Origin of the sequence: Paraburkholderia acidicola (assembly GCF_002362315.1) — a bacterium.
Lineage (GTDB): Bacteria > Pseudomonadota > Gammaproteobacteria > Burkholderiales > Burkholderiaceae > Paraburkholderia > Paraburkholderia acidicola.
In genome coordinates, this window is the sequence record NZ_MTZV01000006.1 from 692,634 (window position 1) to 705,786 (window position 13,153).

At 61.1% G+C, this 13,153-nt stretch carries 12 protein-coding genes; 7 read left to right on the forward strand and 5 right to left on the reverse strand.

Annotation, left to right across the window (positions count from 1 at the left end):
• Positions 1-8: 8 nt before the first annotated feature.
• The 6 genes from BWP39_RS21905 to BWP39_RS21930 all read left to right on the forward strand — a co-directional run bounded on the left by BWP39_RS21905 (position 9) and on the right by BWP39_RS21930 (position 6,295).
• Positions 9-1,199: an MFS transporter gene (locus tag BWP39_RS21905; protein ID WP_096724014.1), complete on the forward strand. Its 1,191-nt coding sequence runs from the start codon at positions 9-11 to the stop codon at positions 1,197-1,199.
• 516 nt (positions 1,200-1,715) lie between these two features.
• Entirely contained in the window at positions 1,716-2,900 is a 1,185-nt protein-coding gene (locus BWP39_RS21910) for a porin (RefSeq protein ID WP_096724016.1), read from the forward strand.
• A gap of 115 nt (positions 2,901-3,015) precedes the next feature.
• A complete protein-coding gene (locus tag BWP39_RS21915; protein ID WP_096724018.1) occupies positions 3,016-4,026 on the forward strand; it encodes an AraC family transcriptional regulator in 1,011 nt (336 codons plus the stop codon).
• A gap of 153 nt (positions 4,027-4,179) precedes the next feature.
• Complete coding sequence (locus BWP39_RS21920) at positions 4,180-4,842, forward strand: TetR/AcrR family transcriptional regulator (protein WP_096724020.1); 663 nt, start codon at positions 4,180-4,182, stop codon at positions 4,840-4,842.
• A gap of 302 nt (positions 4,843-5,144) precedes the next feature.
• Positions 5,145-5,561 (forward strand): VOC family protein, encoded by a 417-nt coding sequence (locus tag BWP39_RS21925; protein ID WP_096724022.1) that lies wholly within the window; start codon positions 5,145-5,147, stop codon positions 5,559-5,561.
• Positions 5,558-6,295 (forward strand): SDR family oxidoreductase, encoded by a 738-nt coding sequence (locus BWP39_RS21930; RefSeq protein ID WP_096724024.1) that lies wholly within the window; start codon positions 5,558-5,560, stop codon positions 6,293-6,295. Before BWP39_RS21925 ends, BWP39_RS21930 begins: the two co-directional genes overlap by 4 nt.
• Before the next feature lie 120 nt (positions 6,296-6,415).
• Here the strand turns inward: BWP39_RS21930 and BWP39_RS21935 are convergent, their stop codons facing one another.
• The 4 genes from BWP39_RS21935 to BWP39_RS21950 form a co-directional block, all read right to left on the reverse strand.
• Positions 6,416-7,198 (reverse strand): ProQ/FinO family protein, encoded by a 783-nt coding sequence (locus BWP39_RS21935; protein WP_207557035.1) that lies wholly within the window; start codon positions 7,196-7,198, stop codon positions 6,416-6,418.
• 77 nt (positions 7,199-7,275) lie between these two features.
• Positions 7,276-8,610 carry a type II toxin-antitoxin system HipA family toxin gene (locus BWP39_RS21940; protein ID WP_096724028.1) on the reverse strand — a complete coding sequence of 445 codons (1,335 nt, stop codon included), beginning with the start codon at positions 8,608-8,610 and terminating at the stop codon, positions 7,276-7,278.
• Positions 8,611-8,612: 2 nt separating this feature from the next.
• Entirely contained in the window at positions 8,613-8,867 is a 255-nt protein-coding gene (locus BWP39_RS21945; protein ID WP_096724030.1) for a helix-turn-helix domain-containing protein, read from the reverse strand.
• A gap of 201 nt (positions 8,868-9,068) precedes the next feature.
• Positions 9,069-10,085 carry a 1-aminocyclopropane-1-carboxylate deaminase gene (locus tag BWP39_RS21950; protein WP_096724032.1) on the reverse strand — a complete coding sequence of 339 codons (1,017 nt, stop codon included), beginning with the start codon at positions 10,083-10,085 and terminating at the stop codon, positions 9,069-9,071.
• Between the two features lie 173 nt (positions 10,086-10,258).
• On the opposite strand from BWP39_RS21950, the gene BWP39_RS21955 reads away from it, so the two are divergent.
• A complete protein-coding gene (locus BWP39_RS21955) occupies positions 10,259-10,768 on the forward strand; it encodes an Lrp/AsnC family transcriptional regulator (RefSeq protein WP_096724034.1) in 510 nt (169 codons plus the stop codon).
• Between the two features lie 108 nt (positions 10,769-10,876).
• Here the strand turns inward: BWP39_RS21955 and BWP39_RS21960 are convergent, their stop codons facing one another.
• Positions 10,877-13,051 (reverse strand): M1 family metallopeptidase, encoded by a 2,175-nt coding sequence (locus tag BWP39_RS21960; protein ID WP_096724036.1) that lies wholly within the window; start codon positions 13,049-13,051, stop codon positions 10,877-10,879.
• Positions 13,052-13,153 lie beyond the last annotated feature (102 nt).

The window sequence follows — 13,153 nt, forward strand, 5'->3', positions numbered from 1 at the left end:
ACGACTCGATGAACTCGCCAGTCTCCATTGCTCCCGCGGCACTCCGTGCCGAGTTGCCTAAAAGCTCAGTCGCACGTCTGTCGCTCGCCTACGCGGTCGCTACGAACGGGATGATCCTCACGCCGTTTCTTGTCGCGGCCGTCATGCTGCGGTTTCACCTCTCCGAAGGCATTGCAACCCAGGTGGCGGGCGTCGAGATTCTCGGTGTAGCACTGAGTTGCGCCCTGCTGCCGCGCTGGATTTCGCGTGCTGCGGGGTTCTTCACGATCGCCGGCGTGCTGGGCACGATTGCAGGACAGGTGCTCAGCATCGTCGCACCAACCGTGCTGCTGATCGGCATCGTGCGCGGTGTGACCGGCATCTTCGAAGGCGTGCTGTTTGTCGTCGTCGCGTCGGGCATCTCGCAGCGTGCCTCCGCGGACCGGCTGTGGGGGCAGATAAATGTCATCGCGGGGATTATCAACGGCGGCATTCTCGTCGTGATTTCGTACCTGCCTTCTGCGTGGCTCGGGCAAGGCGTGTTCATGTTGCTGGTCGGCGTGTGCATCGTGATGGCGCCCGCCATTCACGGTATCGGTGAATTTGCGCGGCATGTGACGCAGGCGCGTTCGCGCAACAAGCTGCCGCTCAAACTCGTGCTGACCATCTGGGCCGTCACGGTGCTGATCTACGGCGTGCAGGCCTCGCAATGGGCGGTCGCCGGAATCGTCGGCGCGCATGCGGGTCTGTCGACCTGGACCGTCGGCATCCTGCTCTCGCTGTCGTCGCTGCTCGGCTTCGCCGGTGCGGTGATCCCGTCGCAACGGTCAAGCCGCCAACATCGGCTCGCGATCATCTTTGTGGCGCAGATGGTGATGATCGGCTCGCTGGTCTGGTTCTTCGGTTCGACCGGCAACAAGTCCTACTTCCTGAGCCAGCTCGCATTGAACTGTGCGTTCTTCGCGATCATTCCGTTCCTGACCGGGCTGCTGTCCGAAGTCGACCCGGATGGTTCGCTGGTTGCGCGGACGGTCGTGGTGACGTTTGTCGGCGGCGGCGTCGGGACAGCGGTAGCTGGTGATCTGTTCACGCAGTACGGCGGCATGCACTTCGCGTATGTGTTGTGCATCGGCGTGGCGGCCGCGGTGCCGTTCGTCTGGCTCGCGCTACGCGGCGCAACCGCGCACAACATGCAGACCGGCGGACATCAGCTGTCCTGATCGCGCGGCCCGTGGTTCGCAGTTCGCTTTGCGCGATCTCCAGGCCGCTGCGCTTTCGCTAATCATCGAAGGCGCTTAAATGCAAGCGATGTGCGTGAAAACCACACTCACGCCGTTCGCGGTCATGGTGCAATCTAATGCAACACATTGAAGCCGCACTACGTGTGACGGTTTCAGGTTCGCGGACACACGATGGCCGGAATGAACCATGCGAATGGCCACTTTAGCCCCGGCGCATTGAAATTTGACTCCTTAGATTCTGGTTGAGGAGAATGGTGTTGTTGAGTGCCTGGCCAGCCGGACAAGATCGATGTGGCCAGATTCGACACTGCGCGTTGCCGCCATTAATGCGCTTCGCATAACGATCACCCGCAGCAGGTTGCAGAAGCAATCGCTAGAAAAAAGCTCTACGAAACACGCGGAAAACGGAGTGCCCTGGTCGCGTCGACGTGCCCTTGCAGGCGGCACGACCAGCCGGTCCGCCATGTAGTCGATAACCAGGGAGACGATCGTCAAATGAAAAAGCAGACCTTGTTGTGTATGGCTCTTCCGCTCTGCTGCAGTGCAGCCTGGGCGCAAAGCAGCGTCACGCTCTACGGCGTCGTCGACGCCGGGCTACGCTACCAGACCCACGGTGTGAGTTATGGCCCGGACGGCGCACCCGTCTCGACCGGCAAACAGTTTTCGACAACCACCGGCGGCGGTCTCACGGAAAGCTACTGGGGCTTGAAAGGCCAGGAAGATCTGGGCGGTGGGATGCAGGCGTCATTCGATCTGGAAAGCCACTTCGATCCAAGCAGCGGCGGCATCGCGCCGGCAGGTTCGCAGAACTTCTTCCAGATTTCGTACGTGGCGCTGCTGTCGCCCACACTCGGTCAGATTTCGCTTGGTCGGCAATACAACGTGGCGTTTGAAGGCACGACGATCGCCTTCGGTTCGAACCTGTGGTTAGGTCCTCAGGATCCCTACTCCAATCTGTTCAAACCTGAACAGACGATGCTCGCCGCTGGCCGCACGAGCAACATGATCCAGTACGGTGCGCAGCTCGGCAGTGTGATCTTCCTCGCGGAATACGCGCCCGGCGGCCAGGCCGGCGGCGGCGGCCTCGGCAGTCAGCTCGGCGCCTCGGTTGCGTACGCACCGGACAAAGGCCCGTTCAAGGCTTCCGCATCTTTCATGCGCACCCGCGACGACGTCACAAACGCGAAGTTCGATATCTATGGCGGCGGCGGCTCGTACAGCCTCGGTAATTTCACCGTCAATGCGGGCTACATCGAGAACGCGCGCGACAACGCCTTCACGAATTTCGGCAATGGCCCGTTCAACTCGATCGACCTCGCCGCACTCGGGATCATTTCGCCGGCGCAGGTCGTCGACCCCAACATCCCGGGCGGCTTCGACAAGCGCAAGATGATTCTCGCGGGCCTCACCTACCGCTTCTCGTCGGCAGTGACCGTTGCGGTGAACGGCTGGTGGACCAAACAGACCGGCTACACCGCCGACTACAACGGCTGGGCGCATCAGTACCAGGTCGTGGGAGGCTACAACCTGTCGAAGCGCACCATGCTGTACGCCGAAGCCGATTACTCGATGTATCGAGGCGGCATGGTCGGTGCGCAGTTCGTTGGGGTCAACGGTCAGTCGCCGACGGTCAGCACCACGCAGCTCGGTGTGATGGCTGGCTTGCGTCACTACTTCTGATCCCGCCTGCGGGCGCCGCAACATGAATTCTGGCTCTCCGCAGGTTGGGAAGTGTCGCCGGACGCAGAAGACCGCAGGTGTCGCGCAGCGGGAAAAAAGAAGGTATAAAGCGACGATGGACGCGACCGGCCAATATACGATTGCCAACCTGCAGGTCTACATGTTGCGGTTCATCGCCGGTATGAGCGAGGATCTCGGCATCGACCCGACGCGCCTGTGTATGGGGCTCGGGTTCGAAGTGGCGGACCTCTCGAACCCGGAGTGCCGGCTGTCGTTCCGGCAGGCGAGCGCGATGATCCGTCGCGCGATCGAGCTGTCTCCAGAACAGGGCCTCGGGCTGCGTATCGGCAGCGCCGAAACCATTGCATCGATAGGACTGGTTGGCTATGCGATGCTGACCTCCCCGACCTTCGGCGATGCGATCTCGCTCGGCATGAAGATGCAGAACTATACGGGCGCACTGCTCGATTTCGATGCCGAAGTGGATAAAAACGGCCTCACGCTCCACGCAATCTGCCGCTTCCACGAACCCGACATCGAAATGTTTCTGGTCGAAGAGGCGTTCGGTAGTTTCCCTAAGGTCGCTCAGGCGTTGGTCGGCGAAGACTTCCGGTTCAACTCGGTCGAGTTGAGCTATCCGCGGCCCGCGTACGCGGACCAGTACGAGCAGTACTTCAAATGCCCGGTGCGGTTCGGGCAAAAGCGCAATGCAGTGACCTGCGATATGTCGTGGCTCGCACGACCGCTCGCGACCTACGATCCGCTCAGCAACCGGCAGGCACTCGAAGTCCTGCAGATGACGGTGTCGCAGGAGGACACCGGCGCTGAATTTATCGAATCGATCGAACGCATCGTGCGGCGCGATCTTCGCAATCCGCCGACGCTCGGCCAGGTCGCTTCGCAACTCTGCATGAGCGATCGCACATTGCGGCGCCGGCTGGCCGACAGCGGCGTGTCGTATCAGGCCGTGCTCGACAACATCCGTCATGCGCGTGCGCTGGCGCTGTTGAGCACACCACGCCTGTCGATCGAGGAAATCGCCTACGAGGTCGGCTTTAGCGATTCCCACAACTTCCGGCGTGCCTTCAAGCGATGGACCGGCCACGGTCCGCGCGAAGCGCGTTAGGCGGCTTGACGGCGGTTTTTGCGTTGCAGACGGACCGGCCGAATCACCGCATTGCGCATTGCATCTTCATCCCGGTTATGGCTAACCGACAAAACCCATCGTCCCAAAGCTTGTAGAATCAGAGCTATTGCTCGCTTTTGCACGGACGAAATCTTGACGGCGAAAAGACGCCCCTCCCTGAAACCGCGAAAGGTCCCGCAGCAATCGCGTGCTGAAAACACGGTCACCGCAATACTGGAAGCTGCGGCCAGTATTCTGGAAATTCGTGGAATGGAGGGGCTCAATACCAATCTGGTGGCCCAGCGCGCGGGAGTAAGCGTCGGTACGCTTTATCAATACTTCCCGAACAAGGATGCGCTGATCGTTGCGCTCAGTCTGCAGGCGCAAGCGGCGTTCTTCGCCGAGGCCGAAGATGCGCTCGATCAGCCAACGGGGCAAGCCGCGCTGGAATACCTGATATCCGTATCGGTTCGCCAGCAACTGCGCCGCCCGGCGCTCGCACGCGCACTCGATTTCGAGGAAGGACGTCCTGCCATCGCGAAAGAACTGGCAAGCTCCCAAGCTGCCTTTCACGGATTGATGCAGGAGATCCTGTCCCGTAGCGATATCCCGCCGCAGGACAACATCGAGATCGCAACGGACGATGTGCTCGCCATACTGCGCGCCCTCACCGATGCCGCGGGAGAACGCGGCGAAGTACGCCGTAGTCCACTAGAACACCGTGTGAGCCGCGCGCTGTCCGGCTACCTCGGGATTATCGACACGCCACCTGTTGAATCTTCGCGAGCGCGATCGAGGCGTTCGCGCGCTAGCTGACGGCGGCTGTCCAGCCCCACAACGTTTGATTCCAGTCTGTGCGGTACGGAACCTCCATTCCGTGCCGTTTCCTCGCGACCTCAAAATGCGAGTAAGTATTCGTCTTCACACTCGACTCAGCCCGCAAACCCGCGCCAATGCTGGATCTCAAGCCGGTTGAAAAAGCGAAACTAAAGCGAGTTTTAAAATCGAGCAATTACTCGCAAAATTCGCGTCATGGTGCAGCGTCTGAAAAGCACCGCCGGATAGAACAGAACCGGCGAGCGCGCCTGCACAGTAACCGACATCCTGTGAGGTCCACCATGAATCTTCGTCAGCAAGCCAGGCTTAATCACCTGAGTTTTCCCACCGCCAACGCAGCCGAAACCGCCGCGTTCTTCGAACAGTACCTCGGCTGCGAGATCGTCGCGGCCGGTCAGCACTGCCTGCTCAAGCGCAATGGTTTCGACATCGTGCTCGAACAGGTCGATGGCAAGGAAGTACCCGTCTGGCCGCACAACTTCCACTTCGGCCTTGAAGTCGACACGCTGGAAAACGTTCAAACGCTGTATCAGGAATTCCTCGAAGGCGGTGTACAGATGGAAACGGCTGTCTTCAACAACTCACGCGGCTCGCGATTTTTCTGTCGCGCACCGGGTGGCGTGCTGATCGAGATCAACACGCGTGAAGACATGCAGCAGGACAAATGGCAAAAGCTCTTTCAGGAAGACACGCAATGAACCAGGCTATTCGCACCGCCATCGTGACGGGGGCATCCAGAGGCATCGGCGCTGCGATCGCGAGGCGGCTCGCTGCAGATGGCTTCGCGACCATCGTCAACTATGCGACGAGTTCGACGGAGGCTGACGAGGTTGTCGCGTCGATCCGCTCGGCCGGTGGAGTCGCGATCGCAGTCCACGCCGACGTATCCGATGCCGCAGCGATGCGCGCCCTCTTCGACGTGGCCGAAAACGAGTTCGGACCCGTGGACGTGCTCGTCAACAACGCCGGCATCAGCAAGGTTTCGCCGCTAGCTGAAGTCAGCGACGAGGATTACCAGCGCCAGATTGCGGTCAATCTCACGGGGAGTTTCAACGGCATGCGCGAAGGCGCAAAGCGCGTGCGCAACGGTGGCCGCATCATCAATATGTCGACGAGCATCATCGGTGCGTATTTGCCCAATGTGGCCATCTACGCGGCGACCAAGGCCGCGGTGGAAGCGATGACGCACGTGCTCGCCAAAGAACTCGGCACTCGTGACGTCACGGTGAATGCAGTCGCACCCGGGCCGGTTGCCACGGAGCTGTTTCTAACCGGTCGATCCGAGGACGTGATCCGGCGCGCAATCGCTGATATTCCCCTCGGCCGCCTGGGCCAGCCCGACGATATCGCGCAGATCGTCTCGTTCCTTGCGAGCGCAGGGAGCGGCTGGGTCAATGGACAGGTCGTGAAGGCGAATGGTGGGCGGAACTAGATGGGAAGGCCGGCCGCGATGGACGAAGCGGCCGGCTCAAGGTGCGTTCCCTATAAACGAGAATGATGGCCGCCGGCCGATGCAGAAAGAATAGGCACCGCAGCGAGCCACCCACCGTTGTCAGGTACCCGTCTGCGATTCGCTGGTTTCGGCAGTCTCGGGTTTGCTGCTAGCCACTTCGGTTTCTTGAGCCGCTTCCTGATTCACGTCTTGAGCGGCTTCTTTACTTTCCGTGGCGTCTTTAGGATCCTTGCGTGCCGGTCGGGCAGCGCGCCCGTTCTTCAACGCCAGCGCACGCACGGCGTCGGAGCGCGTCACCTGCCCGGCTTCCTTGCCTTCGAGATCCACCCGCATCGTGCCTTCGACCATGCACGCCCAGTAGCGGCTGCCGCGGCACCACGTCCTGAGCGCGTCGCGCAAGCCTGTTTCGTCCACTGAGAGTTCCTGCGCATGCGCCAGCAGATCCTCGAAAATGCCGACCTTCAGCGGTACCTTCGGTGCGGGATTCTTCGGGAACGCGAGCGGGAAACGCTTTTGCAACCGGGCGAACGTCAACACCACCGGATCGACCGGTTTGGACTTCGCGGCCGGCGCCGGGCGCGGCGCGCGCTGCGGTTTCGCCGACGACCGGGCTGAGGGTTCGGAGGACGGTTTCGCCGACGGCCGCGCTGACATCTCAGCCGACGACTCAGTGGACCGCTCAGTTGCCCTCTCGGTTGTCCTTTTACCCGACGGCTTGGACGACGGCTTCGCCGACCGTTGTGCCGCCTTTTGCGCTGACTTTTCTGCCGACTTTTCTGCCGCCTGTTTCGTCAGTTGCGCCTTCAGCGCAGCCAGTTGTTCAAAGCCCATAACGCCCTGCCAATCTATAAAAGCCTCAATTGTACTCGCGACGCGCACCACGCCGTGCGATACGCACCATGCGGCCGGGACCGGTACGCGCCGGCATCGATACGCTGCATGCCGCATGCATGGTTCGCTCACGCTTCGGGCATCGCGGCGAGCCGGTTGGCCGACTCCTGCAGACCGCCGAGAATACGGTCCGCCACTCTCTGCGGAAAGCTTTCAGGAAGCGCTGACGCGACGCTTTCGATCACCGCCGGCGTCGCTTCGATCAGACGCTCGATGACCGGCTCCGCGCTCGGGCCGTAATAGCAGAGCGGCGCCATCGCGTTGAAATGGCGCCGCATCACGTTGCGCATCAGGTAATGCCGGTTCTTGCCGGCGACCGCCATCGCGAGCTTCGCCTTATGCCAGGACCACTGGTTCGCGCCGTTGCCTTCGACGGGCCAGATCGACATCACATCGTAGAGCGGCGTCATCCGGAAGCGGCCGCCGGGCAGCAGATGAAGGCTGAAATTCTTCGCGTGGCCGTCCGGTGCTGCCAGCATCCAGAAGAGAATCTGCGCGACGAGCAAGGTCTCGATGTCGGTGCGGGCCTCAGTCGACTGCCGCAAGATGGCGGCGATATCACGCATACCAGGCCCGCCGTCCGCTTCGTACTTCAGATGCGGCGCAATGCCGAGCACCTGACAGAAATCCTCCTGCGGCAGCCGCAGCAGACGTTGCCTGCGCGGATGCATGATGCGATCGAAACGCGTCACCGACAGTACCTTGTGCACCCCGAACTGCAGGATCTCGCTGTCCGGCACGGGCAGCCCGTAAGCGCGCAGGATCGCCAGACACAGCCACTCGTTTTCAACCGACGTACTCAGATCGGCCCGCTTGTTGCCGACCAGACCGAGCGGCAGCTTGAGAATATGCGTGGTGGGCGTCGCGCCATGCGGGCGCATCCACCGGCCCTTGTGAAACAGCAGCGCGGTCTTTTCCTGCGCGCCCGCAATCGAGATGCGAAAGTCATCATCGTCGCCCGCACCGATAGCCGGGCCAGTCGTTTCGTCGAGCAGACGGGCGACGTCCGCGTCCGACAACGGCGTGCCTTCGATGCGCTCGACATTCTCGGGCGCCTGGTCTTCGTCCAGCAACTGCACCGCGCCGACACAGTCGCGACCGATTGCCTGCAGCAGATCGAACGCTTCAACGGTTTCGGTTTTGAAACGCGCGGCGAGCCTGCGGCGAATGGCCTGGCTGTCGGGCAACAGATTGTCGAAGTAGTTGCGCACCCGGTCGCCCTTCAGCGGTGTGTCGCCAAGACCGAATGGCAACGACAGCGAAAGCGGCCGCCCCTCGGCGGAAACTTTCCACGCCGCTTCGTAGTGCAACTCCATGTCGCCGCGCGTCGGGATACGCCACGTGCCGACATGCTGGCCGTTGGCCCAGATCGATAGCGCGCGTGAGCGGGATTTGCGGCCCATGATCACCACTCCGCCTGGGTACTGCCGGCGCTTCCCTCGTCCTTCGACTGCACGCACAACTCGAGGTCGTAGAGCGCCGTCAGCGCGAGCATCTGGCTCAGCGTAATCGTGGCCGTACTGGTGGTTTCGAGCAGCGAAAGCCGCGGTTGCCCCATGCCGAGCCGCGATGCCGCTTCGGCCTGGGTGAGCCCCAGCGCCTTTCTTGCCGACGAAAGGATTTCACCCAGTTGTGCGGGCGTGCTGACGATGAGTTTCATGGCCGATATTCCGGTAACGAATATCGGCACTATATTCTCATTAGGAATAAAATCCAAATATTCTTTTTAGGAATAATTTGCGAATATTCGTCTGAGACATATTTTACCGAAATGTTGCAGCGTGTTATCGGTAGCCGGAATCGCGACGCTTCGGCGATCGAACCCTGCCGAAGCGCTCACCCTGCAACCGGTTACCTCAGCTTAACCGTCGCGGAAAATAAAGCTATACGCACTCAATGCCGGCACACCGCCAAGATGCGCATACAACACCTTCGATCCCTCCGGAAATTCGCCGCGACGCACCTTGTCGATCATCCCGTGCATCGACTTTCCTTCATAGACAGGGTCGGTCAACACGCCTTCGAAGCGCGCGCAAAGCCGGATCGCCTCGAGCGTCCCTTCGCTCGGCAAGCCATACTCAGGGCCACCGTAACGCACATCGAGCACCACATCCTGGGCGACGATGTCGCGACCCAGATCGACCTGCTCCGCGGTCTTGCGCGCGATACGCAGAATCTGCTCGCGTGTCTGCTCGGGTTTCGCGGAGGCGTCGATACCGATCACGCGATCCGCGCGTCCATCCGCGGCAAAGCCGACCACCATGCCGGCTTGCGTGCTGCCCGTCACCGAGCACACGACGATGTAGTCGAAGCGGAACCCCAGTTCCGCCTCCTGCTGCCGCACCTCTTCGGCAAAACCAACGAAACCAAGGCCGCCCAGCGGATGATCCGAGCAACCGGCCGGAATCGCATACGGCTTGCCGCCTGCATCGCGCACGCTCTGCAGCGCTTCTTCCCAGCTCTTGCGAAACCCGATGTCGAAACCGTCCGGCACAAGCCGCACGTCGGCACCCATGATGCGCGACATCTGGATGTTGCCGACCCGGTCATACACCGCGTCCGAATAGTTGACCCAGTTCTCCTGCACGAGCACGCACTTCATCCCGAGATGCGCGGCGACTGCGGCGACCTGGCGGGTCTGGTTCGACTGAATTCCGCCGATCGACACCAGTGTGTCGCATCCCTGCGCCAGCGCTTCCGGAATCAGGTATTCGAGCTTGCGCGTCTTGTTGCCACCGAACGCGAGGCCGCTGTTGCAATCCTCGCGCTTCGCATAGAGCTGTACTTTCCCGCCCAGGTGTTCGGATAGCCGGGGCAGCGGCTGGATCGGTGTCGGGCCGAAAGTCAGCGGATAGCGGGAGAAGCGTTGCAGGTTCATTGAAAGCCTCAGGTTCGTCGATGGGCGCGGCATCCGTGCGTCATCCGGGTATTGCCGCGATCGATACATGGTAGAAAATTGCTGGCAAAATGAGCTTGCGAATTTAATGCATCGAACCGATTTTTTCGGTCTTGATTAGTTGTTATTGTTTTTATAATTTTTCCAAAGACACCATGAGCGCAACAAAATTTCGTCGCCTGCCTGAACGCGCCGCTCAAGCCCAGCCGGCGCTCGACCGCATCGACCGCGCGATTCTCAAGCAGTTGCAGCAGGATGCATCGATCTCGAACGTGAGCCTCGCCGCGCGCGTCAAGCTGAGCGCCCCTGCATGCCTGCGGCGCGTCGAACGGCTGAAGGAAGCGGGACTGATACGCCGGGTCGTCGCGCTGCTCGATCCGGAGGGACTCGGTGCGGGGATGCTGGTGGTGATCGGCTTCGTGCTCGATCGCTCGACGCCGGAATCATTTGCCGCATTCGAGAAAGCGGCGCGCAAGGTCGTGGGGTGCATGGAATGCCACGTCGTGACCGGCGAATTCGATTACTTCATGCTGGTCCGCACGCGCGATAGCGACAGCTTCAACCGGTTGCATGCCGAACAACTGCTGTATCTGCCTGGCGTGCGGCAGATCCGCAGCTTCATGGTGCTCAAGGAAATTCTCTCGACGACAGAAATTCCGCTATAAAACCGGCACCAAAAGAAGCGGGGCCGACACCCGTGCATCGCACCGGTCCCGGCCCCGCGTTCAACTCATGGCCTGCATCACGTCATGCGGGCCATGCAGACGTCTCGTTTACTCCGTCTTCTGACGCAGCTTGAGCTGCCCCTGGTAGCGGATCATCGGACGTTGTTGCGGCTGCACCGACTCCACCTCTACGTGCTGCACCGGCTTGAACTGCTGACGCATCACGGCAAGCGCGGCCGGGTTGATCGAACCGATGCTCGTTGCCCGCGACGGCGCGGCGAGACCCGACTTCACGAGCAGTGCGGCTTCCATCTGCAGGTTGGTCAGCAGCACCGGGTCCTGCAATGCGCTGCCTTGAGTCATCAACTGGCTCCACGCGTTGTCGCCGTAGTTCGTCACGTAGTAGTCGAGCCCGCTCGGATCGGCCAGCACCGCGGAACAACCATCGAGCCGCACCTGCATCTGCGTATCCTTCAGCGCGACCGTCTTGCGGTTCGTGAGGCCATTACCGTAGGCGAGCGTCAACGGAACGGTCCACTGCGTACCCGGATACTGGTTCTGGTTCGGATACGGCGACTGCTTCAGCGTCACGACCGTCTGGTTCTTCGTCAGGTCGCATTGCGTGTCGAGCGACACGAGCGGTACGCCGGTTTGCCGCACGAAGCTGTCGCCGATCGGGCCCATCTGCTGACCGCTTGCACCCGACAGTTCGTCCCACAGACGCTTCGGCGTGCCGTTGCCGAGCTGATAATCCGCCAGGTACTGCTGCAAGCCTTTACGCAACACATCTTCGCCGAGGTAGTTCTCGAGCATCTTCAGTACGTGACCGCCCTTGCTATACGTGAACGTACTCGCATTCAGCACGAAGTCGTTCGACGCCCACGCATTGAAGTTCGGCTGCACCGGGAACGCCGACGAACTCAGGTCCGCGGAGATCACGTCGTACTTGTCCTGCACTTCGCTGACCCAGTTGAAGCGGTCCGGGAAGAAGCGGATCTTGGTCTTGGTCTCGAAGAACGTCGCAAACGATTCGTTGAGCCACACGTCGTCCCACCAGTCGAGCGTCACGAGATCGCCGAACCACTGATGCGATGCTTCGTGCGTCAACACAACCAGGCCGTAGCGGGACATCGGCTTGCCGGGTGGCGGCAGGATGTCGTCAGCGAACTCGAGAATCGCCCCCCAGTTCTCCATCCCGCCGAAGTTCAGATCCTTCTGTGCCTTGAACGCATCGTTTGCGGCGATCGTGTCGAACTTCTTGAGCGGCAACGGAATACCGGTGTAGCGATAGTAGTAGTCGAGCGCCTGCTTGGTTTCCGTCATCGCGGGCTTCGCCCAGTCCTTCATGCCGGGCGGCGTGAAGAAGCGCAGATGCAGACCCTTGCCGTCAGGCAACGGGCTCGTGAAATCGTCCTCGAGCACATCGAACTGACCGCCGCCGAAGAACAGCAGATACGACGGCATCGGCGGCGTCTTCTCGAACGATACGAGCTTGTAGCCGCTGTCGACGTTCACCGCCGGCAGTTCCGCTGCGTTCGACACCACGCGCCAGTTCTGCGGCACTTCCGCGCTGACCTCGTAGGTCGGGCGGAACGCGGGTTCGTCCCAGCCCGGGAACCATTGCCGCGCGAGGTCGGTTTCGCCTTGCGTGAGGATCGCGCCGCTCGTGGTGCCATCGGTGGATTTCAGATCGACGCGGAACACGCCTTCAGCCGCCGAGCAACCCGGATAGTGATCGTCGCCGCAGCTACCGCCGGTCTTCGCCACCGGATCGTCGTAGCTCTTGAAGTTGATGATCCCGGACCATTCCATATGCAGCGAATACGTGCCCGCCGCAATCTGCCCGGTGACCGGTCGCAACTGGTAGTGGTCACCATCGTCCTGCGGCGTTGCGATCAGATCCACATTGCCCGGTTGCAGCGTGATCTTGCCGTTGACGAACTTGACCCGGTGCCCCGCGATCACGATCGCATTGACCGGCTTGAGCACCTTGATCTCGACATCCGCGCGGCCGTCGAACGAAGACAGCGCCGGATTCGGGCGGAACCACAGCTTGTAGTTGAGCGGCGTCACCGTGTCCGGCAACTCGACCGGCGACACCGTCCTGGTGATCGACGGATTGGCCACGGCCGGAGCGGCCGGCGGCACGACCGCGGCTTCGGGCGCACCGGCTTGCGCCTTGCTTGAGAGCGACGGCGAGGTGTCCGAACCACCGCAGCCGTTCAACACCAGTATCCCGGCTAATGCCAGGCACTGTATCTGCAACCGGAAATTTATACGCATCTTGATCCTCGATCGACAAATGACTGGAAAATGTGCGGTTATTAACTGGTATTTATTTATTCACTTTTGGCACAGCAAATGGTCTCCCACACGAGTAACCTG